17 protein-coding genes and 3 pseudogenes are annotated in these 23,359 nt (G+C 68.1%); 7 read left to right on the top strand and 13 right to left on the bottom strand.

The annotated features are described in order from the left end of the window. Positions 1–93: 93 nt before the first annotated feature. Both IPZ69_RS30005 and IPZ69_RS30000 read left to right on the top strand, forming a co-directional pair. Positions 94–2,856 (top strand): penicillin acylase family protein, encoded by a 2,763-nt coding sequence (locus tag IPZ69_RS30005; RefSeq protein ID WP_445330181.1) that lies wholly within the window; start codon positions 94–96, stop codon positions 2,854–2,856. Between the two features lie 164 nt (positions 2,857–3,020). After that, complete coding sequence (locus IPZ69_RS30000; RefSeq protein WP_235457791.1) at positions 3,021–4,040, top strand: alpha/beta hydrolase; 1,020 nt, start codon at positions 3,021–3,023, stop codon at positions 4,038–4,040. Between the two features lie 166 nt (positions 4,041–4,206). Here IPZ69_RS30000 and IPZ69_RS29995 read toward each other — a convergent pair whose 3' ends face one another. The 6 genes from IPZ69_RS29995 to IPZ69_RS29960 all read right to left on the bottom strand — a co-directional run bounded on the left by IPZ69_RS29995 (position 4,207) and on the right by IPZ69_RS29960 (position 15,785). Beyond that, positions 4,207–7,155 (bottom strand): AfsR/SARP family transcriptional regulator, encoded by a 2,949-nt coding sequence (locus IPZ69_RS29995; protein ID WP_235457764.1) that lies wholly within the window; start codon positions 7,153–7,155, stop codon positions 4,207–4,209. A gap of 618 nt (positions 7,156–7,773) precedes the next feature. After that, positions 7,774–8,616 (bottom strand): hypothetical protein, encoded by an 843-nt coding sequence (locus tag IPZ69_RS29980; RefSeq protein ID WP_235457763.1) that lies wholly within the window; start codon positions 8,614–8,616, stop codon positions 7,774–7,776. Positions 8,617–8,950: 334 nt separating this feature from the next. Beyond that, positions 8,951–9,598, bottom strand: coding sequence for a hypothetical protein (locus IPZ69_RS29975; protein WP_235457762.1), 648 nt, complete (start codon positions 9,596–9,598; stop codon positions 8,951–8,953). After that, positions 9,598–10,755 (bottom strand): serpin family protein, encoded by a 1,158-nt coding sequence (locus tag IPZ69_RS29970; protein WP_235457761.1) that lies wholly within the window; start codon positions 10,753–10,755, stop codon positions 9,598–9,600. The genes IPZ69_RS29975 and IPZ69_RS29970 overlap by 1 nt, the downstream gene beginning before the upstream one ends. A gap of 676 nt (positions 10,756–11,431) precedes the next feature. Continuing rightward, positions 11,432–15,466 carry an nSTAND1 domain-containing NTPase gene (locus IPZ69_RS29965; RefSeq protein ID WP_235457760.1) on the bottom strand — a complete coding sequence of 1,345 codons (4,035 nt, stop codon included), beginning with the start codon at positions 15,464–15,466 and terminating at the stop codon, positions 11,432–11,434. A 4-nt stretch (positions 15,467–15,470) separates the two neighbouring features. Then, positions 15,471–15,785 carry a CU044_2847 family protein gene (locus tag IPZ69_RS29960; protein WP_235457759.1) on the bottom strand — a complete coding sequence of 105 codons (315 nt, stop codon included), beginning with the start codon at positions 15,783–15,785 and terminating at the stop codon, positions 15,471–15,473. A 531-nt stretch (positions 15,786–16,316) separates the two neighbouring features. On the opposite strand from IPZ69_RS29960, the gene IPZ69_RS29955 reads away from it, so the two are divergent. Beyond that, complete coding sequence (locus IPZ69_RS29955; RefSeq protein ID WP_235457758.1) at positions 16,317–16,769, top strand: tetratricopeptide repeat protein; 453 nt, start codon at positions 16,317–16,319, stop codon at positions 16,767–16,769. Between the two features lie 18 nt (positions 16,770–16,787). Here the strand turns inward: IPZ69_RS29955 and IPZ69_RS29950 are convergent. Continuing rightward, a pseudogene (locus tag IPZ69_RS29950) lies at positions 16,788–17,700 on the bottom strand (RNA-guided endonuclease InsQ/TnpB family protein); the annotation flags it as partial. Positions 17,701–17,756: 56 nt separating this feature from the next. Between IPZ69_RS29950 and IPZ69_RS29945 the strand changes: the two are divergent. Beyond that, positions 17,757–18,007 (top strand): annotated as a pseudogene (locus IPZ69_RS29945) (IS200/IS605 family transposase); the annotation flags it as partial. 80 nt (positions 18,008–18,087) lie between these two features. Here IPZ69_RS29945 and IPZ69_RS29940 read toward each other — a convergent pair. Both IPZ69_RS29940 and IPZ69_RS29935 read right to left on the bottom strand, forming a co-directional pair. Next, entirely contained in the window at positions 18,088–18,576 is a 489-nt protein-coding gene (locus IPZ69_RS29940) for a hypothetical protein (RefSeq protein ID WP_235457757.1), read from the bottom strand. A 278-nt stretch (positions 18,577–18,854) separates the two neighbouring features. Then, a complete protein-coding gene (locus IPZ69_RS29935; protein ID WP_235457755.1) occupies positions 18,855–19,775 on the bottom strand; it encodes an alpha/beta hydrolase in 921 nt (306 codons plus the stop codon). A 104-nt stretch (positions 19,776–19,879) separates the two neighbouring features. Between IPZ69_RS29935 and IPZ69_RS29930 the strand changes: the two genes are divergently transcribed. Further along, on the top strand, positions 19,880–20,446 hold the full coding sequence (locus tag IPZ69_RS29930) for a PadR family transcriptional regulator (RefSeq protein WP_235457753.1): 567 nt from the start codon (positions 19,880–19,882) through the stop codon (positions 20,444–20,446). 6 nt (positions 20,447–20,452) lie between these two features. Beyond that, positions 20,453–20,992: pseudogene (locus tag IPZ69_RS29925) on the top strand (SPASM domain-containing protein); the annotation flags it as partial. A 14-nt stretch (positions 20,993–21,006) separates the two neighbouring features. Here IPZ69_RS29925 and IPZ69_RS29920 read toward each other — a convergent pair. From IPZ69_RS29920 to IPZ69_RS29905, 4 genes are all read right to left on the bottom strand, one after another. Continuing rightward, the gene (locus IPZ69_RS29920; protein ID WP_235457752.1) at positions 21,007–21,288 is read right to left on the bottom strand and encodes a hypothetical protein; all 282 of its coding nucleotides are present in this window, start codon (positions 21,286–21,288) and stop codon (positions 21,007–21,009) included. 45 nt (positions 21,289–21,333) lie between these two features. Then, entirely contained in the window at positions 21,334–21,639 is a 306-nt protein-coding gene (locus tag IPZ69_RS29915; RefSeq protein ID WP_235457751.1) for a hypothetical protein, read from the bottom strand. Positions 21,640–21,771: 132 nt separating this feature from the next. Continuing rightward, on the bottom strand, positions 21,772–22,203 hold the full coding sequence (locus IPZ69_RS29910; RefSeq protein ID WP_235457750.1) for a hypothetical protein: 432 nt from the start codon (positions 22,201–22,203) through the stop codon (positions 21,772–21,774). Between the two features lie 245 nt (positions 22,204–22,448). Continuing rightward, positions 22,449–22,784, bottom strand: a complete 336-nt coding sequence (locus tag IPZ69_RS29905; protein WP_235457749.1) for a hypothetical protein — start codon at positions 22,782–22,784, stop codon at positions 22,449–22,451. Between the two features lie 416 nt (positions 22,785–23,200). Between IPZ69_RS29905 and IPZ69_RS47930 the strand changes: the two genes are divergently transcribed. After that, positions 23,201–23,359: SWIM zinc finger family protein (locus tag IPZ69_RS47930; protein WP_374294302.1), on the top strand; the 159-nt coding region annotated here is incomplete at its 3' end.

Genomic DNA, 23,359 nt, shown 5'->3' with positions numbered 1-23,359 from the left:
GGGGTGAGAAGAAGGGGCCACCGTGGGAGCAGGTATGCGGACCTGGCCGCCGCGAAGGCAGCCGACCTGATCGGCCGCAACTTCACTGCCTCGGTGGTGAACACGAAGTACGTCGGCGACATCATGTGTCTCCAGTCGGCGGCGCTGTCGTGCACACCGACCACGGCGCCCAGCGCACAAGACGGGCATTCGCCGACGCCTGCGGTCATGCTGGGGTGGCGCCTCGGACAATGCAGGCTCATCTCCAGTCAACGTGACAGCGCCTGCGTACTTACTGGTCACTCGAGGTCGTGTAGATCATCGGGCGGCGTTGGCCCCCCGGGGCGCGGCGGCATCATCGAGATTTCATCGGTTCTCCCTAGCCTGGCCGCGTTCGGACAAAGGCCGTTACCGCAGGGGAAGGACGGCGCGATGGCGCGGAGAAGATTCAGATCGAGGTCATCGATGGCGGTCATGGCCGCGGTCACCATGATGAGCACAATGGCGGCTACCGGGTCACCGGCCGCCGAACAGGGGCCGGACAAGCCGACGATCCGTTACACCGAGTACGGAATCCCGCACATCATCGCCTCCACCTGGGAGGGTCTGGGAACGGGCTACGGATATGCCGCGGCCAAGGACAACATCTGCACCTTGGCCGACACGTATCTGATGGTCAACGCCCAGAGGTCACGCTATCTGGGGCCCGATGGCAAGACGAGCCCCGGCGAGCACCAGAACACCACCACCAATCTCAACAGTGACCTGTACTTCCAGCGGATCAAGGACAACCGGGTGGTGGAGCGGCTGGTCGAGCAGCCCGCACCCAACGGGCCGGAGCCGGAGGTCAAAGAGGCGATTCGTGGCTATGTGCGGGGATACAACAGGTACTTGGCCGAGACGGGCGTGAACAACATCTCCGACCCGGCCTGCCGCGGTGCGGCCTGGGTGCAGCCGATCACGGAGATGGACGTCTACCGGCACGCCCACGCCGAGATCATCATGGGCAGTGCCGATGCGCTGCTGGACGGTGAGGTGAACGCCGCACCCCCGGGGGCGTCGGCCGCCTCCCCGCCGGCGTTCTCCGCCGCACAGACCGCGAAGAAGATCCGCGACGCTATGGCGAAGAGCCGTCAACAGAGCATGGGCAGCAACGCGTTGGCGGTCGGTTCGCAGGGCGTGTCCGGCGGCACCAGCATGATGCTGGCCAACCCGCACTTTCCGTGGCAGGGCAAGAACCGGATGTGGCAGAGCCAGCTGACAATCCCCGGAAAGATCAATGTCTCAGGGGCCAGCCTGCTGGGATTGCCCGCTGTGACCATCGGGCACAACAACGACGTCGCCTGGAGCCACACGATCGCCACCGTAGCGCCGTTCGGGCTGTTCGACGTGCAGGTGGATCCGCTGAACCCGACCAACTACCTGGTCGACGGCACCTGGCAGAAGATGACCTCGCAGCAGGTCGGTGTCGACGTGCTGAACGCGGACGGCTCCATCGGCAAGGTCACCAGGACGTTGTGGTCCACCCGTTACGGCCCGATCACCACATCGATCCAGGGCGTCCCGTTGCCCTGGGTGGTCAGCGCCCACGCGGTGCGTGACGTGAACATGGACAACCTGCGGGCGTTGAACACCTGGTTCCATCTCGACCAGGCCAAGGACGTCAACGACGTGGTCAACACGCTGGAGACCACGCAGGGCGTCCCCTTCTTCAACACCCTCGCCTCCGACCGCAAGGGCAACGCGCTGTACGCGGACATCCAGGCCACCCCGAACATCACCGACGCGCACGCGCAGTCGTGCCTCACCGAGACCGGCAAACTGCTGTTCAATCAGCCGCTACGCCTGCCGAACGTGCCGCCGGTCTCCATCCTCGACGGCAAGCGCAGCGAGTGCGACTGGCCCAACGATCCGAACGCGGTCGCGCCAGGGCTGCTGGACCCGCACAGGCAGCCACGCCTCATCCGGTCCGACTTCGTGGGCAACGCCAACGACAGCGCCTGGCTGGCCAACCCCGAGCAGCCGCTGTCCTTCCCCAGGGTGATGGGCGACACGGCGGCGCCCCGGTCGCTGCGTACCCAGGAACTCATCCTGACCGCGCAGAACCGGATCAACGGCACCGACGGCTTGGCCGGCAAGGGCTTCACACCGGAGAACATGCGGCAGTTGCTGTTCGCCGACAAGAGCAGGGCGGCCGACCTGGCCCTCAACTCCACGGTGACGATGTGTCAGAACATACCCTTCGGGACCATCCTGGTGGACGGCAACCTGGTCAACGTGAGCGAGGCATGTCCGATCCTGGCCGCCTGGAAGAATCACGATTACACGGCGGACAGCCGGGGGTCCTGGCTGTTCGCGTACTACTGGTCCTTCCTGCTCGGTGGGCAGGGCATCGAGAAACTGCCGTGGCGGGTTCCTTTCGACCCCAAGGACCCGGTGCACACGCCCAACTCGCTGGACTCGGGCAGCTCGGCCGTCCGCGATGCGTTGGGCCGTGCGGTTCTCGCGCTGCGCAACGCGGGCATTGCGCTGAACGCGCCGCTCTCGGACATCCAGAAGATCACCCGCAACGGTGAGCAGATCCCGATCCACGGCTCGATCAGCGAACTCGGCGTGCTGAACGTGATCACTCCCGGTCAGGTCGACGGCAAACTGGACGTGGTCTTCGGGTCCAGTTTCATCCAGGAGGTGCGGTTCACCGCAGACGGTCCGCCACAGACCTCCTCCGTACTGGCCTATTCACAGTCGGCCAACCCGAACTCGCCGCACTACGCCGATCAGACCAAGCTGTTCTCGGCGGGACAGTGGGTGACCGAGCGGTTCACCGAGGAGCAAATCGCGGCCTCACCGGCATTGGAGGTCAAGGTCCTGAACTGAGATCGACATGTGAGCATGCCGGAACGTCGATGGCGGTCTCCGGCGTGCTCGTTCATCGGAGCTTCACCGCTTCCCGATGCATCTCACGCCGCACGACAAAAAAGCTCACGAGGGGGCACGCTGTGGCAAGGACATCGAATGGATGGCGACTGGTGGCGGCATGGATGGTCGCCGCCGTGGCCATGATCATGCCGGCCGGTCCGGCACAGGCCGCCGATCGCACCGCGCCGCCACCGATGGCGAACGGATTCGGCCTGACCCAGGTCGACACGGCCGTAGGAGGTCCCACCAATTTCTACATCACCGTGACCACACCCGAGGTCACGGGCAAGCACCACATCAAAATCATTCTGCCGAGCGGCTACTACGGCAACCCGGACAGACGCTACCCGGTGCTGTACTTCCTGCACGGTTCGCCTGACGACCCGATTCAGCAGACCTATCCGGCGCTTACCATGTCGGAGTCGATGATCACCGTCATTCCGGACGGCGGCGCTCGGGGCTGGTACGCCAACTGGCTCAACCAGAAGACTCAGCTCGGTGCCCAGAACTGGGAGAACTTCCACCTCAAGCAGGTGATCCCGTTCATCGACGAGAACCTGCGGACCATTCCCACCAAGAAGGCCAGGGCTATCGCCGGTGTCTCCATGGGCGGGTTCGGTGCCTTCCACTACGCCCAGGACCGTCCCGACCTGTTCAGCCAGACCGCCTCCCTGTCGGGAGACACCGACATGTCGGCCAAGTCCATGGATCTGCGGCTGGCCGTCGTCGCCTCCGTCACCGACGCGTTCGGCGCGATCTGCGGTTCGTCATCCGGATACTGTGACCCCGACAACTCCCCCTACAGGCCCGGCGTGGACAGCGATGCTCTGTTCGGCTCTCCCTACCCGGTGTTCAACGCCGACTGGCGGTGGAACGAGGTCGACCCGGCAGCGCACATGGACAGACTCGCCGGAGTCGGGGTCTCCATCTACGTGGGCAACGTAGGACTGGAGTTCTGGCTCGAAGGTGCTGCCAAGCACGCCAAGGACAGCATGGACGCTCTGGGCATGCCCTACTACTACGTCGACTACGGCGACGGTTCCGCCTGGGGCACCCACTGCAACGGCGACCACAACGCCGGCTGCTGGGAACAGGACCTCCGGGACCTGATCCCCAGGCTGGAGAGGGCCTTCGCCTCCTGACCGTCCAGAGCGGCTGGAGGTGAGTGGCACCATCCTGGCCGTGCAGGCCGTGCACCCGCCGCCGCATGTCGGACCGCCTCGTCGCCCAGGCTTCTCGGGGGGAATCCCCACGTAGTCGGACAGGCGGTGGCGGGCACGGTCGAACACGGTCGGCGTCTTCGGGAGGCTAGAACCGCCGGGGGCCCGGCTGCCCGCGACGGTGCAGGGCGTCAACGGTGCGGGCGAGTTCCTCGGGGTCGGTGCGGGAGCGGGCGATGGCCCGCTCGAATCGGTCGCGCGCCTGGGTGAGGTCTTCCGTCGCTGCGTGGTGCCAGCCCAGCCGGTTGCGGATCTCGGCCTCCAGCCTGGTACCGGACCGTTCGCCGACCGCCGCGAGTGCCCGGTCGTGGAGTTCCGTCGCCTCGGTCAGGTTGCCGAGGCGCTCCTCGGCGGTGGCCAGTCTGCCGAGGACCGCGGCGTACAACGGGATGTCCCCCACGCGCTCGGCGAGTCCGGCGGCCCTGCGGAGCGCGTCCGCAGCCGCCGCGCACCGTCCACGGTCGAGCTGGAGCGTCCCCATGCGGAACAGAGTCTTGCTCAGGATCCTGGGGCTGCCGATCTTCTCGGCGACGATGACCGATTCCGCGTAGCAGTCGTGCGCCGTTTCATGCTGCCCCACCTGATGGTGGACAGCGCCGACGTTGGCCAGGTACATGACGGTGAGCCAGTCGTCCTCCGTCGCCTGGGCAAGGCCCGCGGATTCGGCCAGGAGCGCGGCGGCCTCGGCCGGTTCCCCCGCCGCGTTGGCGAAGATCCCGAGCGAACCCATGGCCCGGGCCTGCTCGATCAGGTCGCCGGTCCGGCGGCTTATCTCCAGGGCGTCCCTCAGCCAGCGGCGCGCCTGCTCGTAGTTGCCCTGCAGGCCGTGCGCTATGCCCATACAGGTGCGCAGTTCGGATACCATCCGCCGGTCGGTGGCCTGCTCCGTGAGCGGCAGCGCGATCTCGACCGCGGCACGGCACTCGTGGTACCGGCCTTGCCGGGTGAGGTAGTCGCACAGTCCCTCGGCGAGCCAGCAGGTGTCGTCCACGTGCCCCATGGCCGCCGCGTGACCGACCACGTCGACCAGTTCGCCGCCCACCGCGTCCAACCAGGCCGACGCCTCCTCCCAGTCCGCGAAGGGCGCGGTGTCCGGCCGCGGGCCGGTCGGGAAGGCAGAGGGGCCCCAGTCGCTCGCGCGACGGGCGGCGAGCACGTAGAGCCGGAACACCCCGGTCCGGGCCGCGACGACTTCCCCGGGATACGCGCCGACGACGCGCCGGGCGTAGACGGCGACCAGGTCGTGCAGGCGGTAGCGGCCCGTGCCCGCCTGCTGCACGAGACTTGCCTCGACCAGGCTCTCCAGGGCACGCTCGGCGTCCGGTGGTGTGAGGTCGAGCATGGCGGCCAGCGTCAGCCGGTCGAACTCTACGGTCGGCGACAGGCCCAACGCGCGGAACGCGCGGCGTTCGGCCTCCGGAAGCTGCTCGTAGGAGACCCGGAAGGCCGCCTCCACGCTGCGGTCCTCCACGGCGAGCTCGCCGAGCCGGTGCTCGTCGTCAGCCAGCCGGGCCGCCATGCGCTCCAGCGCCCACGACGGGCGGCTCTGTATGCGAGCCCCGACGACGCGCAGGGCCAGCGGCAGCCGGTCGCAGAGGCGGGCCAGCTCGCGCACCGCCGCACGCTCGTGGTCGGAGCCCGGACCGCCCACGATGCGGGTCAGCAGGGCCACTGCCTCGTCGATGTGAAGCGGCGCCAGCGAAACCCTGCGGTCGGCGTCCAGCCCGGTCAGCCGCTGTCGGCTGGTCACCAGCACGAGGCTGCCGGGACCGGCGGGCAGCAGGGGGCGCACCTGTTCTGCAGCGGATGCGTCATCGACCACCACGATCAGCCGGAGGGCGGCGGTCGCGGCCCTCCATGACGCGGCCAGCCCGTCGAGGTCCTCCGATGACTCGTCGTCACCTTCGCCGGCGTCGCCGACTGCCCGCAGCAATCGGCGCAGCACGCGGTGTGGAACCGCCGCCTCCCGCCCCTCGCGGTGACCGTGGAGGTCCACGAACAAGCAGCCGTCCGGATAGCGCTCCCGCATCGCACGCGCGGCGCGCACCACCAGCGCGGTCTTGCCGACCCCGGCCATGCCGTCCACCGCGCGGACCGTCACCACCTGCTCATCGGCCGGTGCGCGGAGTATGTCGAGTTCACGGTCCCGCCCTGTGAAGCCGCCGACATCGACCGGCAGTTCATTACGCACGCGTCGGAGTGGGCGAGCGGCTGCGGGCCGTCGGTCCGTCGATCGGCGCGGCCGTGGCGATGCGTCGTCCGTCGACCGGCCCGGCCGTGGCGACGCGCCGATGAGGAACGTTTCATCAGCGCGCAGCACCGCCTCGTGCACCCGCCGTAGTTCACCGCCCGGCTCCGTCCCCTGTTCCCTCACCAGACGACGGCGCACTGTGGCGAAGACAGCCAGCGCATCGGCCTGCCGGTTGCCGGCGTAGAGGGCACGCATCAACAGGGCGGCCAGGGACTCGTTGTGCGGATGCGTCTCGGTCAGAGCGAACAGCTCGCCCACGACCTCGGCGTGGCGGCCCAGCCGCAGCTGGCACTCCACCTTGTCCTGCACCAACGCGAGCCTGTGTTCCGTCAGCCGGAAGCGCTCTCCCTGGGCGAACGGCCCGGGGATCTCGGCCAGGGGATCGCCCAGGAACAGCTCCAGCGCGGTGGACCACGCGCCCACCGCGGCGTCCAGGTCACCGGAGTCCCGCGCGGCGTGCGCCTCGGCGACGATCTCCTTGAGCCGAGCCACGTCCATCAAGACGTTCTGCGGGTCGAACCGGTAGCCGCCCCGGTCAGTGACGATCACGGAGCCGGAGGTGCGTGCTCCCTCAGTGCCCAGACGTCTGCGCAGCTGGTGCACATAGACCGGGATCACCTTGGCACCTGTGCCCGGCGGCTCCGGACCCCATACTCCGTCGAGCAGCTGCTGTCGGCTGACGGTCGTGCCCGGCCGCAGCAGCAGCGCCGTCAGCAGAGCCTGCTGGCGAACCGGACCGAGCTCCAGCTCCACGTTGCCGCGCCAGGCCCGGAGCGGACCGAGCACAGCGAACCGCAGCCGGCTGCCGCCCGTTGATAACTCCCCCCTCGATGACACGCAGGGGAGTATAGGCCCAGGATCCCCCGTTCCCCGGGTACACGGTCGTCAAATGGACGGCCAGTCTCCCGTTCGTGCGACCGCGCGGAGGGCGCGGGCCAGCGCCAAGGCGCTCTTGCCGTCGAGACGATGCATTCCGACGACCAGGTGCACATGGCCGGTCCCGTCGTCGATGTCCTCCTCGGTGCCGTCGGACGGCAGCGCCAGCCGACGTCCTGTGTACGATGCCCCGCCGGTTGGGCCGGCCCTGACCGACGGTCGTCTGGGGCGCTGCCCCGGGCAGCCGGGCGGCATCTCGGCGAGGTCTTCTTTCAGTCTGTGCGCTGGTCGGGGTCGTGGGCCGGCCCGGACACCGCCTCGGCGCGCTCCTCGCCGACCACGGCTACGACCACGACACGTACCGCCGCCTGCGATGGGCCCGCGGGATCCGCCCTGTCATCGCCGAACGAGGACAGGAAAACGGCAGCGGTCTGGGCATCTTCCGCTCTGTGGTCGAGTGCACGATCGCCGTGCCGCACAGCTTCCGCCGCCTGCGGATCCGCTGGGAAGACGAATGTGGATGGCTTCTCAGCCCAATGCGGCCGGGGACTCGGATTTGGGGACCAGTAGGCGAGGTGCGCCGGACCCGTCAGCGGGCACGGACCAGACATCAGGGTCGCCGCTGCTGTCTCGCACCGTGTAGGCGAGCGTGGCGTTGTCGATCCAGGCAGCCTGGTCGTCGATGCTGCGGGTCTCTGCCAGCGGCGTCAGCCGCATGGAGCCCAGTTCGAGCACGGACAGGCGCCAGCCGCGGGTGGGATCGGCGCCGATGGCCTCCTTGATCGCGATGCGGGTGCAGTCCGGTGACAACGACGGGCATTCCACGTTCTCCTTGAACGTGCGGACTGTTCTGGCGGCGAAGTCGCCCTTGACGAGGTATCGGCGGCCGGCCGTGGACATGGTCGCGTAGAACCGGTTGTCGTCGGCGGCGAAGGTGACGCCCCAGAAGTTGAGGTCGGCGGCCTGGTAGGGCCGGCCCTGTCTGGTCACCGCGAACATCTCCAGTGTGCTGACGAGGGCGCCGGTGCGCGTGTCGAGGATGCCGGCGCGGGTGGAGAAGCCGCTGGTGTTGTAGGAGTCGCCGCCGATGAAGGTCGTCCATGCCACCATGCGGCCACTGGCGGACACCCGTGCCCGGTTGGGTAGACCGGGGACCGAGAACGCACGCTTCTGACGGAGGTTCTGGTCGAGGACAAGGAGGTGGTAGGACCACGGGGAGTCGGGATGGATGCAGACGCCGGTGCCTGCCGTGGCGTAGACGCGGACGCACTCCAGCGGGGCGGTCTTCCGCGGGCCCTTCGGGTCATCACGGGAGACGGTGACGAGATGGCGGTCGTTGACCACCAGCAGGCGTCGACCGGGAGCAAGCATCGCGCGGCCCGCGGTGGTGGTGCCCCGATCAGCTAGGGCGTCGGCCGTTGCCGCCCGGTCGGCGGCCAGCCGGATGTAGCCGATGGAGAGGGCGGGCGGTAGCGGTGATCGCCGCGACGACGCCTGCGGCCGCCACCCTGCTGGCGGTCCCTGGACCCCATGCCTGCCAGGCCATCCCGAACAGGAGCGAGGAGACGAGGTAGGCAAGTGCTTGGCCGGTCTGGGCCCCCTGAGTGCAGCCGGATAGGGAACCGACGAGGTTCCCCTGCCGGTAGATTGAGATTTCGAACGCCTCTCTCAACGCCGCGGAAGCCTGCTGTGTTGCGGATCGGTCTCACCGTGCGTGGACCGTGCATCCTGTTCCAGCGGGCGGCGGCGGGCGGTTGGCGTCGAGGACTTGCATGTGGACGCCGCTCGGGGAGGGGCTGTAGTAGATGTCCATGGCACAGCCTTCGCCCTTGGAGATCCCGGTGCGGTACTCCTCGAACAACTTGACTGGCTCCTCTGAGACCAGTCCGCTGACCAACGATTCCAGCGCGCAGTGCGGGCATGCCTGCAGCGCTGCGTAGCGGCGCCGACCCCATCGGCCGTTCAGTTTCACCGCGACCAGCAGGTCACCGCTCAGATCGAGCTTCAGGGTCATCCCCGGATGGCTCAGGCGGGGATCGCGCAGCCACCCGAGCAGGTCCTGCCCGATCCCGTTTGGGTCGGCTTCGACGCGTGGTATCCGGTCCCAGAGCTTGGCCTCGTAATACGGGGCGAGCGCGGGGCTGTGCGCAGCCTGCAGAATCGACAGGACCAGGAGCCAGTCGGCCACGTACCACACCAGTCGCCAGCCGTGCATGTCGCCGCCGGCGTAGAGCAGGACACCCAGGAGGACGAACAGCACGGGCAACAGGACCCGCCCCCGCCACTGCTGCGTCACAGCGAAATAGGAGACCACCGGCATGCCGAGCAGGCCCAGCAGTTCCAGAACCAGCATCACGCGCCTCCCCGATCGGCGCCCCTGGGCGCGGTCGATTGCCATGCGGTGAACAGGGGTATCCCGCCGCCGTCGAAGACCACGACGCCGAACGGTCGGTCAAAGGCGATGTGCCGGATCACGGGAGGACGGTCGGAGACGCTGAGCACGTGGCTGTAGCCCGTCGCCGCTGCCGCTTCCAACCCCCGCTCGTTCACCTTCAGCAAGCACTCCTGCGCTATCTGGCTGATCATCAGAGATTCGGGCGACATGCCGGAGAAGTCCGCGAGTTCCGAGACGGCCTGCCTCACCCCGAGCTCCGCAAGGTGTCGTGTCACATCAAGTCCCGTACGCAGGCGCAGCCGTGGGAGTGCGAGAGTGACCGCGTCCGCCTCCACGGGCCGCCGCAGCTCGTGCGGCGCCCAAGCGGCGGGCAATACGTCGGCAGCGGGCAGGCCGGGCTCACCGAGAACGAAGCGCACCTGCACGGGCTCCTGGCCCTGCCTCGCCTGACAGCGCAGCGCCACCACATCCACCGGGCTCCCGGACCTTGCGGGAGCTGTCCACGCGTGGGTCGCCCGGGGCAGCGTCTGGAACATGGTCGGCACCTGGTGCTCAATCCCGCGCCCGTCGGTGAAGGGCAGGTCCGTTGTGTCCTGCGGCCGGAAGGGGGACACCCAGTCCGCCTTCAGGGAAAGCGCGTTGACCAGGACGAGCAGTACTTCCTGGTTCACCGCGAGCGGCAGCGTGCCGATCAGCCCGCGCGTCGCCTTGCGTACCCAGGCGTCCACAGCCGCCAGGGCATCCAGGCTGTTCGGGTCCAGGTGCCCGAAGCTGATGTGAGGCAGCGATTCGCGGTAGTCCCGGTACAGGGGAGTCCGAGCCCACATCCCGGTGGCGACCGTCAGGCCGCCTGTCCCCGCCAGCTCACTTGTCACGGAGGTGGCCGTCGCGCCGGCGTCCGGCCCGGCCATCCCCAGCAACGACCGCAGCTCCTTGGCCGTCCCCGCACGGGCGCCCGCCGCAGCAGCTGACAGGGCGAGCCACAACCCTGCCGGTGAGCACACGAAATCCCCGTCCCCGGCCCCCACCACCGGGTCACCGGCAACCTGAGTCTGCCAGCGCTCGGCCAGCTCGCGGATTGCCGGAACGTGCTGCGGCAGCCCGGTTTTTGTCACACGTTCCCCCAGGCTCCAGCCGTCGATAGCACCGATTCGTGCAAACGTACCAGTCCGGTCGGACGACGCTCGGCGAATCGGCATCTACACCGCCTCCGGTGACACCGTGAACGCATCCACTGTCAGCGGCCCGTTCACCCTCACCACCACCGACCACGCCGACCACACCCCGTGGACGGGCTGGACTCAGGCGGACGACTCCTGCGACAGCAAGCCGACCACTTCCCGGCGACCTCACCGCACAGCGGTCGCCGCGTGTTCTGACGTGAGGCTCGGATCTTGACGTGCTCCCTGGCCTGAAGTCCAGGGATTCCGGCCCCGATCGTCTGGCCCTTCCGGTGGCTTCCTGCTTCAACGCGCTGTGCGGGCACGTGTGCCCGTCTTACCGGCACTCCACAGGCGTTTGGCGTCTCCACCCGTCCGGCGGCGACGATCGAGTGTGGAGCGGTGTCCCGAGGTGCGGCGGGTTGTACCGCTCGACGGCCCCGGCCTGGTCGGTCGCGATTACCGCACTCGGCCAGGCGGCACCGATAGGCGGCCGAGTTCGACGACCTGTCGCTGCGACACCGCATCCTCCTCGGATGAGATCACGCTCAGCGACCACTGGCATTGCGCCAGATCCGTTCATTTGACAGGCCCCGTCGACCGGGTCGGCAGGGCGAGGGCGGCATTCAGGTCAGGTTGCGTGGCATGCGGGACCTACGGATTGGTCTGGCAGGAAAGCGGCCCGTTCGTCCGAAGTGAGATTCCGGTTCACGTTTCGACAGATGGTGCGGATTGCTGCGTCGGGCTTGGGCAGGGCCGAGTCCCATAGCCGTACGGTCTTGTCGGAACTTCCGGTGGCGAGGATGCGTCCGTTGGGGCTGAACGCGACCGACAGGACCCAGTCGGTGTGGCCGGTGAAGGTGGTGAGGGTCTTGCCTGTGGCTACGTCCCATAGTTGTGCGGTGCCGTCGGAGCTTCCGGTGGCCACGGCGTTTCCGTCCGGGCTGAACGCCACCGACTGCACTGAATTGGTTGTGAGGGTAGTGCGGGTTTTGCCGGTGGCTACGTCCCACAGCCGGGCCGTCTGGTCAGTGCTGCCGGTGGCGAGGGTGTGTCCGTCGGGGCTGAACGCCACGGAGTTCACTGCGTCTGTGTGGCCTGTGAGTGTGGTGCGGGTCTTGCTTGTGATCACGTCCCACAGTTGGACAGTGTTGTCGATCATGCCGATGGCGAGGGTGCGCCCGTCGGGGCTGAACGCCACCGAGGTCGCCGAGAAGCCCGCCTCTTGGTTGACACCGAGGGTGGTGCGGAGGCGACCGGTGGCGACGTCCCATAGCCGTACCGTCTCGTCATTGCCACTCGTGGCGAGGGTGTGCCCGTCGGGGCTGAATGCCAAGGATGTCACTGCGTCTGTGTGGCCTTTGAGGATGGCGCGGGTCTTGCCGGTGGCCACGCCCCACAGCCGCACCGTGCGGTCGGCGCTGCCAGTGGCGAGGGTGCGTCCGTCTGGGCTGAACCTTACGGCCCAGACCCCATCTGTGTGGCCTGTGAGTGTGGTGCGGGTCTTGCCTGCGGCTATGTCCCACAATCGGGCGGTTCTGTCGTCGCTGGCGGTGGCGAGGGTGCGTCCGTCCGGGCTGAACGCCACCGACTCGACCCGATCTGTGTGGCCAGCTAGGGTGGTTGGGGTCCTAGAGTTGACTGTGGTCAGGTCCCACAGCCGCACGGTTCTGTCGTCGCTGGCGGTGGCGAGGCTGCGTCCGTCCGGACTGAACACCACCGCTTCTACGGCGCCCGTGTGGCCTGTGAGTGTGGTGCGGGTTTTGCCGGTGGCTACGTCCCACATTCGGACGGTCTCGTCGTCGCTGGCGGTGGCGAGGGTGTGGCCGTCTGGGCTGAACGCCACCGCCAAGGCTTGCCCCGTGTGGCCCGTGAGTGTGATGGTCTTGCCGGTGGCCAGGTTCCACAGCCGGGCTGTCTGATCAGAGCTGCCGGTGGCGAGGGTGCGTCCGTCAGGGCTGAACTTTACGGCCCAGACCGCATCTGTGTGGCCGGTGAGGACGGTGCGGGTTTTGCCGGTGGCTACGTCCCACAATCGGGCCGTGTGGTCCTTGCTGGCGGTGGCGAGGGTGTGTCCGTCGGGGCTGAACGTTACCCAGCTCACCCAGTCGGTGTGGCCGGTGAGGACGGTGCGGGGTTTGCCGGTGGCCACATCCCACAGTCGCACCGTTCTGTCTTCGCTGGCGGTGGCCAGCGTGCGTCCGTCCGGGCTGAACGCCACTGACCACACAGCTCCATGGCCCTTGAGTGTGGTGCGGGTTTTGCCGGTGGCTACGTCCCACAGCCGGGCTGTGTGGTCAGTGCTGCCAGTGGCGAGCGTGCGGCCGTCAGGGCTGAAGGCCACCGAATACACCTGACGCACGTGACCGACCAGACGCCGGTGCGTCGGAAGAGCTGCGGCGTCTTGCAGACTCGCAACGGCTTCCGGAGTATGACTTGTGCGGTATGCGTGGATAGCCAGCAGCGATGCCAGGTCCGGGTTTTTGTCAAAGAGCGCGTTTGATTCTGCGGCGAGCTGCCGGGACAGGCCGGCTCGTCGTTCGGCTTCGGCCGTCCGCCATTGCCACAGGGCGCCTCCTGCGGCGACGAGCGCGACTACCAGCAGGGAAGCAAGGACAGTGTTGAGGCGCCTACTACGCCGGATAGCAGCCTGTTGGCGCTGCTTGCTGGCAATGAGAAAGGTTGCCATGTCGCCCGGCAGCCGACGCTGCCGTGACCATTCCAAGCCCTCCGCGAGTGCAGTTCCGCCGAGTAGGTCGCCCGGATCGGATGTCGCAGCCCAGCGGGCCCGCCGTTCACGGGTGTTGTCCAGCCAGCCCTGGAAACGATGGTCCTGGCGGACCCACTCGTGCAGTGCGCCCCAGTCACGGATGAGGGCGTCGTGAACGAGTTCGGCCACTGGGTCCCCCGGAGGAGCGTCGGCACAACCTTGAGAGGGGCGGTGCGTCTGAGTGGTGATGATGCGGTGGCCCGTGAGAGTGGCGATGACCTCGTCGATGGCTCGGCCGCTGTCTGGTCCGTCACCGGGGTCAGCGGCCAGGTCACGTAGTTCGCAGAGTGGGACCTGCGCACGCACGGCGGCAATGTTTCGACCGGGTTCAGCGGGGTGCACCAGGGACGTCAGGACCCGGCGGGCGATGAGCTGTTGCTCGGGGGAAAGGTCATTGAGGGCGCTGTTGCACCAGGTGGTCAGGCTTCCGCTGACCGCTCCGATGCGCCGGTAGGCCTCGTGGGTGAGGTAGCCGTCTTCCCGCCGGAGCCATAGCTGGCTGAGCGTCATTTCCAGTAGGGGCAGCACGGTCGCGGGTGCCCTCCGGGCCGTCGCTTCCTCAGGAGTAGTGGCCAGGACGTCCGCGATGATCTGCGCCGGCAGCCCCGGCTGGAACCGCAGTCCAACGTCCTGGGCGGGTAGGACGATGATGTCGTGCAGGTCCTGCTGGCTCAAGGTGCCTGGCACGTTTAGGAGCCCCGGCATTGCGGCTTCCAGCAAATGGGGCGCCTGTGAAGCCAGGTGGGGGTAGAAGTCGTCGCGCATGACCAGGATCAGGCTGAGGGCGGCGTGTGAGTCGGCTGTTGTGGCGATCTGGTCTGCAACGGCTGTGCGGTGGTGCTCTTGGCCGTTGGCGGTCTGGGAGAAGAGCTCTTCGAACTGGTCGACGACCAGCAGGACACGCTGATAGTGGGGCTCGGCCGCGAGCCTGCGGTCGACCGCCGCCGCGATCCCTTCACTGACCGCCCCGGCCAGGCCAGCGCGCTCGATCTCCGCCAGCAGATCCTGCCTCGGCCTGGCGAGGACGAGCAGCCACTGGTCACTGCCGGGCAGCTCCCCCTCTGCCAATGCACGCAGCACACCGGCCTGGATCAGGGACGACTTGCCCGACCCGGACGGCCCGAGCAGCAGCGTCAACCGCCGCTGCTGGGCCAGGTTCGCCACGATCTGCCGAACCGCGTCCGTCCGGCTCTGGAACCACCGGGCGTGTTCCGCGGTGAACGGCTCCAACCCCCGGTAGGGACACAGCTCCCGCTCGGTGAGCTCCGGCATGATCTGCCGCAGGGCCTGCGTCGGCGTGACGTAGGCGACGCCCTGCCCGCGCTCGAACGCGTCGGGTGCGGTGATCTCGGTCAGCATGCCGATAACCAGAGCGGTCACCTCATCCAGCACCGGCCCGCCGCTGAACCCGGTCGTGAGATCGTTGGCGGCCGTCAGCTGCAAATGCGCACCCCTGCCCGCGGAGGCCGGCAGCAGCTCACCTGCCACGCCGAAGCCGTAGTGCCCCTCCGTCGGGGCCTGGGCGGGAAACCCGAACGAGCGCACCTGATGACCCCGGCACCCCTCCGCCGTGCCCAGCGGCAGCGTCCGCATGCCCGCCGTCGTCCGGCTCAGCCGGATGAACGCGACGTCCTCGTTCTCCGGGGCGCACCACAGCCTCTCCACGACGAGCCCCTCCAGCCCGTCGGCACCCTCCACATGGGGGAACGCCAGCCGCATCCGCTGGCCGGGCCCAGCCCCTGCCGCCTGGACGACGTGCGCACAGGTGACCACCACGCCCTCGGCCACCAGGAAACCGGCACCGGCCGCTCGCCCGTCCCGCCCGAGGATCTTTGCCACGGCGGCGAGCAGATCCGGCGCCATGCCGTCGTACGAACTCTCCTCCGCGCCGCTCATCGGATCAGCCCGGGCTCTGCCAGGACACGGTCACCTTCAAGTGGCAGCCGGCCTGGCTCCTGGTGATCACGGCCCCGGCCTCGAAGGCGAGGTCGACCCCGAACTCGACCATGACCTCGTCAGGCCGGGCCTTGCGCAGCTGGTCCAGTGCCGCACGGGCCGCCTCCGTCACCGGTTCCAGAGCCTCCTGCAAAGTCCCCGGTACGTCGCGAATCGCATCGCCGATGCGCCCGGCCTTCACCGGCCCTTCCACGGCAGCCGCTGCCTCGACCAGAACCCAGCCGCCACCCTCCAGCGGAATCCGAGTCAGAGGTGCCACGACGCCTCCTCTCCCTGTCGCGCCCGATTACCTGGAACTCGCGCAGCAATCTCATTTCCGGCATAGGCCGGATCCCGGAGTGGGGCGTACGGCAGCGGTGCAGCCTTGAGTGCGAGGGTCCATGCGCGCTGGGCAGTTCCTGACCACGTGGAAGGTCTTAGCCGATGACGCTTGAAACCGCGGTAGTGGATCGTTTCTCTGCAGGCAGGTCCACTCTGCTGGCTGCATTGAGCAGGGGCGGAAAGAGTGCCACGAGATGCCGCAGCAAACGCGGATTCCGTGCTCACACGGCCCCACGCGCTCATCCGCGGCACCGTCCCTCGGATGCGGTGTGTTCCCAGCCTTGGAGTGACAACTTATCTGCTCCGGTTGGCGTACAGGCCAGATGGCGCCCCCAAGGGGTGTCGGCCGGGCGGCCTTTACAGTGCGGAGGTGAGGTGGCGCAGTTGGCGGACGAGGGCGGGCTGGGGGAGGGGGACGGTGCCGCTCTCGGGGTGGTGCCGGCGGGTGATGTGGGGGTGGACCTGGTTCATGTCGGGAGCATTGAGCAGGGGTGCGGTGTGGCGGTCTCCGCACAAGCACATCCGGGCGGCATGGCGTACGGCCGAGGAGTACGGCGCGGACGCCGACGAGCACGGCATCCACTTCGGGCCGGACCAGACCGCCACGCACGTCATCTCGACGTACACCGACATGGACCAGCACCGCCGAGCACTGGACACCGCCGATGATCTGATCCGGGAAGGCACATCACTGCCTGCCACCCGCATCGGACCGCTGCACATGAATCTGGGCCGGTCTCATCTGGCCCTGGGAGACCGGGACTCCGCCCTCGAAGCCCTCGAAGAAGCCTGGAACGTCGCTCCCGAGATGGCCCGGGTCCACCCGACAAGCCAAGAACTGATGCGAGTGCTGACCTCACTGCACCGGCGCAGCAACCCGCGGCTGACCCGCCTGGCCAAGCGAGCTGGTGTGCCTTTCTGACCACAGGAAGCCAAGACTGTATGAACAACCGTTGACGAACGCGGCCCATCCCGCGTCATACACGGACTTGGCGAGCCGGGTGCGGCCGAGACCGGACACCGCGAGGTCTTCCACGTACACCGCTTGGTTGTCGCGAATGATCTGCGTGGATGCCTTGTGGTGGAAGTCCCGGCGCCGGTTGGCCACCTTGGCGTGCTGGCGTGCGACCTCGATGCGGGTCTTGGCCCGGTTCTTGCTGCCCTTGGCCTTGCGGGACAGCTCCCGCTGAAGGCGCCTGAGTTTCTTCTCCGCCCGGCGCAGAAAGCGCGGGGCACTGATCTTCGTCCCGTCGGACAGGACCGCGAACGCGGACAGGCCCAGGTCGATGCCGGACTCCGCTGCCACCTGCGGGAGGATGTCCGGCTCGGTGCCCACGACGAAGCTGAGGAAGTACCGGCCGCAGCTGTCCTTGGTGACGGTCATACGTGGGCGCTGCCGGAAGCCGGCGCGACCACTTGACCTTGAGGCCGCCGACCTTGGCCAATTACACCCTGCCGTCGTCCTTCAGGGAGAAGGCGTTGGTGTTGAGGCGGATCGACTGCCGGGTGTCCTTCTTCGACTTGTAGCGGGGAGGGCCGACCTTCCGGCCCTGCCGCGTGCCCTGGAGGCTGTCGAAGAAGTTCTTGTAGGCGGTGTCCAGGTCCCACAGGGACTGTTGCAGGACGACCGCCGACACGTCGGCGAGCCAGGCGCGTTCCTCGGTGTGCTTGGCCTGGGTAATGCGCAGCCGGGACAGCTCGGCCGACTTCACATACGGCAGCCCGGCCGCGTGCGCCTCCTTGCGGTCGCGCAGGCAGTCGTTCCACACCCCCCGGGCACACCCGAACGCACTCGCCAGCTCACGGCACTGGGCAGCGTCCGGATAGGCCCGGAAGTTGTAGCGCAGCTGCACACCCGAGATCCTAACTAAAATTGGTCTCATGGATTAGCAGAACGACTACAGGCCACCACCCGCCCAAGATGGCCGTCTCGAAGCTGGTCAACAGCCTCAAGGGCGACTCCGCTCGCCGGATACGGCAGGAGTTCACCGGGCGGATCAACCACGCCATCACGCCCGGGCACCTTTGGTCCCCTCGTATTTCTCCGCATCGTGCGGCGGAGCACCGTCGGCGATCGTCCACCAGCACATCGAACAGCAACAACGTCCGCCCCAAGGCGCACGTCAGAGCAGCCTTGAGACGCATTCATCCCCGGCGTGAACGCCGGGGCTTTCTGCAAGAGTCCCGGTAACTCACTGCCGTACTGCAGCAGTACGTGCGCTCAGAATCGCCAGATCGGTTCAGAACTGAGGCAGCGTTGCCGTGGCCCTCTTGCCTGCCTGGATCTGTGCGATCCGCTCCGCGAACATCGTTGCACCCTGTGTCAGCATCGGCTCGCTCACACCGCCCTCTACGCAGGTAGTGGCGACCACCGTACCGACGCGCATGGTGATGTACTCGCCCGTCAGCCCTCCGCCTTCCTTGGTGTAGGCCTGGCTCTCGTTCCCGAAGGTAGGCTTTGAAAGAGGGGGATTCCTACCAACCTCGAACTTCAGGCCGTCCTTGGCGTCCTGCTTGCTGGTGTAGGTGGTGATTTCGAAATTGACGTAGTGCGTGCCGCCGGACAGAGCGAACTTGTCGTGGCCAAACCACTTGCCCTTGCACTCCTGCAGACTCGGACAGTTGAGATGCCCGTCCGCGGTGCCGACGTCACCACTCACGCCCTCAAGGCCACCCATCGCTCCAAGGTCCGGAAGCGCGTTCTTGACCTGGGCCTTCTGACTCAACACCGTGCTGGAGTCTGGTACGGCGGACGACCGCTCCGGCGCTGGGCTGCCGGTCGCACCGGCGTGCCCGCCGCCTTGCCCAGAATCGTCGGTATCCCCGCCACTACACGCTGTAACTGTGGCGCACAGCAAGCCGGTCAAGACGGCCGCCGACAACGTGAGCCGTCGTGACGTCTGGTTTGTTCCTGCCACGGTCCGTCTCCCCCTGTAGAGATCAACTCATCAGGTGGATCATAGAGTTAGCTGACGGTTCGCCTGGACTGGGATCGGTGCTGGTCGGCTCAGACCAGGGCTGAGGTGATGGCCGACGTCCAGCTCGCGGTGGCGCGGCGTGCCAGTTGGCTGTCGGGGGCGTAGCCCTCGAACAGGTGGAACGCTCCTGGTACCACGTGCAGCTCGGTATGGACGCCGGCGGTCATGAGCCGCCGCCCGTACTCCAGTGCCTCGTCGCGCAGGGCGTCGGCCTGGCAGATCTCGAGGTATGCCGGGGGCAGGCCGGCAAGGTCCTGCGCGCGTGCCGGGGCGGCGTACTGGTCTGCGCCGGCGGAGCCCAGGTACAGCTTCCACATGCCGCGAGCGACCCGGCCGTCGACGATCCGGTCGTCGATGCACTCGCCGATCGAGGGCAGCTTGCAGCGGTCGTCGAGGGCAGGGACGAGCAGAAGCTGGAACACGAGGTCGGGTCCGCTGCGGTCCCGGGCCGCCAGGGCGACGGCTGCGGCGAGCGCGCCACCGGCCGAGCGTCCGGCGACGGCCAGGCGGGTGGGGTCCACGTTGAGGGCGTCGGCGTTCTCGGCGGTCCAGCGCAGGGCGGCGTAGCAGTCGTCGAAGGCGGCCGGATACGGGTGCTCGGGGGCGAGCCGGTAGTCGACGGAGATGATCACCGCCCCGGCGGCCAGGCAGATGTCGCGGCAGTTGCCGTCGCCGGTGTCGAGGTCGCCGGAGACGAAGGCGCCGCCATGGAAGTACAGCACGCCCGGGCGCGGGGTGGAGTCCTGGCGGGTCGGCCGGTAGATCCGGACGGTGAGATCACCGGCCGGCCCGGGGATCGTGGTGAGGCTGACGGCGATCTGCGGGTCGTCGGCCGGGGAGGCGGCGGCCAGCAGGCAGCGTACGTATGCCCGGGTCGCTGCTGGGTCGGCCAGCGGGTCGAACGGCGGGATGCGGTCCAGGGCGTGGGCTATCTCGGGGTGCAGGTGCATCGCCGACTCCATAGTCTCAGTGATACCGTGGTAGCGCGGGAGACGCTAACGGTCCTAGTGATACGGTGTCAAAGAAATTATGTGAGAGGAAGGGGAACGGGACCATGGCGAAGGATCTGACGCCGCCCCAACTGGTGGTCCTCGGCCTCATCGCCCGGCACGGTCCAATGACGCCCTATGACCTCAAGGCCAAGGTCGAGGCCTCCGTCGGCCGCTACTGGCCGATCCCGCACGCCCAGCTCTACCGCGACCCGCCGCGCCTGGCCGAACTGGGCCTGCTGCGCGAGGAAGCCGAGGAACACGGCCGCCGACGCCGGGTCTTCCACCTAACCGGAGCCGGACACAAGGCCCTGAGGGACTGGCTCGCCGACCCCACGACACTGGAGCCGGAAACCCGGAACCCGGCCCTGCTCAAGCTGACGTTCGCGGACCTGGGCGCCCCCGGACAGGTCGCCGAGCTGGCCGCAACCCAAGCGGCGCAGCACCGGCGGTGGCGCGACACATATCAGGACCTTCGCACCCGGCTCGATCCGCAGGCCCCGGACACTGCGGCTCGAACCCGGCTGCTCACGCTCGGCATCGCACACGAGCAGAGCTACGTCGCGTTCTGGGAGGCCCTAGCGGCCGACCCGAAGGGGACCGGCGAGGCGAGGTCAGAGCCCGGCGGCTGATGAATCTACGGCTGGGCCTTGCGCAACCGGAACGCACTCATGCCGAGCCGCGAGCAGCTGCGCCGTGCGTCGGAGACGGTGGAACGGTGGCGGGAGCGGCTGGCCGGTCGCGCCGAACTCGTCTGGGTGGTGCCGAACTACGTCGACGGAGTCGCGAAACCGTGCATGGGCGGCTGGGGAGCGGTGTCGCTCACGGTCACTCCGGACGGCACCGTGCTGCCCTGTCCGGCCGCGGCGACCCTGCCCTGCCTCGATCCGCCCAATGTCGCGGACCGGCCGCTCGCGTGGATCTGGGAGCACTCCAGTGCCTTCAACCAGTACCGCGGCACGGACTGGATGCATGAACCGCGCCGCAGCTGCCCGCGCCGTGACGAGGACTTCGGCGGCTGCCGCTGCCAGGCTTTCGCACTCACCGGCGCGGCCACCCGCACCGACCCGGCATGCGGCCTATCCCCGGACCACGACCTCGTGGAGAAGGCGGTGGCCGCGGAGGGCAGCGGGTCCGGCTATGAATACCGGGCGTACGCGGACCGCACGACGCGCTGACGACACACGAATGTTCAGATCTCCATGACGGCATCGCAGTCGGGGCAGACGATGGACGCGGACTCGGTGGGGTACCAGGGAGCCCCAGGCTGCTCGGACGGCTTCCCACGGGCCTTCTCCATGGCGAAGGTGTCCTTGCCGCAGAGTGTCCGCGGTCCGGCGGTATCGGGCCTGCCAGGGGCGGCCGGCGCGGCGTGCACTCGGCGGGGGAGCCGTTCCGCATCAGCCGAGCCGACCGCGGACGTATGCGCCGGCACCGGCTTGTCGAGCTCGTACACGACGACGATTTCGCTCATGTGTTCACGCCAGACGCTTCGCGGCTGAGCCGCTGCGCAGCGCGTTCACCCGCGTCCGGCGCCGGGGAGGGTGAGTTCACGGCCGCGGTAGAAGCCCTCGTTCTCCTCGACGACGTAGGGGGCCATGGCTGCCCGTCGCTGGGCCTCCGAATCCGAGGTCCGCCATGAATCGCATGCCTCCTGGGACTCCCAGAACGACACCCCGGTGATCTCTTGTCCGTCCGCGGACCAGTACGCGAAAGCGCGGAGAAGCCCCTCCGGGACGGGGGCCGGGCGCCAGGCCCGCTCGAACTCCTCCAGCGTGCCCTGCTGAAGGCGGCGCGTCGTCACCCAGACGTAGTGCTCCTGCATTGCGGCTTCCTTCGTAGTACGCGGTTCGGCTTGCCCCCTCTCAGATTCACCGTAGGTCCGATGCGCCACTTCTGCCGCCCGGCGATCGCCGGGCGGCTGGTGAGGAACGTGCCTGCCGCACCGCGGTCCGGGTCAGCGCGTCCTGGACGACCATGTGAAGACGAGTCGGCTGTGCGGCTTGTCCAGGGTGTGGCCGTGAGGCAGCTCCTGGGTGGGGCTCTCCGCGGGGTGCACCTGCAGGCGGGGGCTGCTGTTGCGGGCGTCGAGGTCCCATGCGGTGACCACGTCGGCCATCGCGTCGGTGAGGGCCTCGGCGTGCGGGCCGTAGGCATGGATGCCGAACTCCGAGAGGCGGGGGCCCGAGCCATTGGCGGAGAGCGTGCGGGTGAGGAGGTGGGCGAGGGAGTCGTCGCGGGTCAGGGCAGCGGTGTTCCAGCCGCCGGAGTGGTGGGGGAGGGCGGTGTCGAGGTCGGCGTCGACGGCGAGGCGGGCGAACCCGTCACCGACATTGTTCGCCAGCCACAGCAGGAGCATGTTGAAGGGCACGTCGCCGGGAATGGTCACGCCGGTCCAGCGAGCGTGCGCCTCGACGCCCTCGAACGGGCCCGATGGCCTTTGCCGTCGGTCGCCGTCCTGGTCGGCGTGATCGGCCTCGTACTTGCTGTGTGGCAGTACGCCGTCCGCGCGTGAAGAACGCCCCTTGTACGGCCACCTATAGCCGTACAAGGGGCGTTGTTGTGCATCCGGCGTCTACGCTGCGGCGATGCCTCTGTGGCCGGTCCATGACTGGCACGCCTCAACCATGGCCTTCAGCCAGTCCGCGTCCTTTTCCGCTGGGCGAACGTGCTGTACATGCGCATGTTGGCGGCGGTGAAGGCGTTGATCGCCCCCGGCGTGGCCTTGTGCCATGCGGGCAGCTGGGATGCCCACTTCTCCGCGCCGGCCGGGGTGTGACCGGCGGCGATGAGTTGGACGACCAGAAGTGCAGGATCGATGAAGCCGGCCCCTCTGGTGGGCCATGCCCAATCCACGGCCCACGCGCGCCGTCCCGCTACGGGCAGGTTGTGCGGGTTGATGTCCGTGTAGAGAAGCGAGTCACCCCGGAACAGCTCGGCTTCCGAGCTGTCTGAGGCGAACCAGTCCACCGGGTCTCGGTCCAGTCCCGGGCGTCAATCGTTCAGCGTCACTCCAGAAGGAGCACGAGGACCGTGCCCGCTGTGCCTCCCTGCTCCATCAGGTGAAGCGGACCGTGCAGCCGATTCACGGTGCACGACCGCCGCCGCTCATTCCAGAGGGCGATCACGTATTCGAGCCCTGAGTCGGTTCCCGACACCAGACCCCTACGGGTCGCAGATACGCCGTGATCCCGTCGTCGGCGAATCAGAGGCCTCGGTCCATCGACACCTCGTGAAAGAGGCTCGCGCGGGGGGCCTCGGCAATGAACCCGGGTCTCGCGGGGTGGCGGCATTGACGGTCGAGCGGCCGAACTTGTGGGTCTGCACATCCCGGCAGCCCTAGGCTGGCGGGTTGTCAAGTGCGTAACGTGGAGTAGGCGGAAACCATGGGCAGTCTCACCGAGGCCAACCTCAAGAAGTGGGCTGGTGCCCGTTCTTTCGAGCGCGCGCTCGGATACCTGGACGCGGTGTCCGGAGTCGAGGTCGGTGACGGATGGATCACCGCCAGCGTTCACGGCACGGAACGGTACGAGGTAGAGCTGACC

This window comes from Streptomyces olivochromogenes, assembly GCF_021538895.1.
GTDB lineage: Bacteria > Actinomycetota > Actinomycetes > Streptomycetales > Streptomycetaceae > Streptomyces > Streptomyces olivochromogenes_A.
This window is presented reverse-complemented; position numbering and strand designations above follow the sequence as displayed.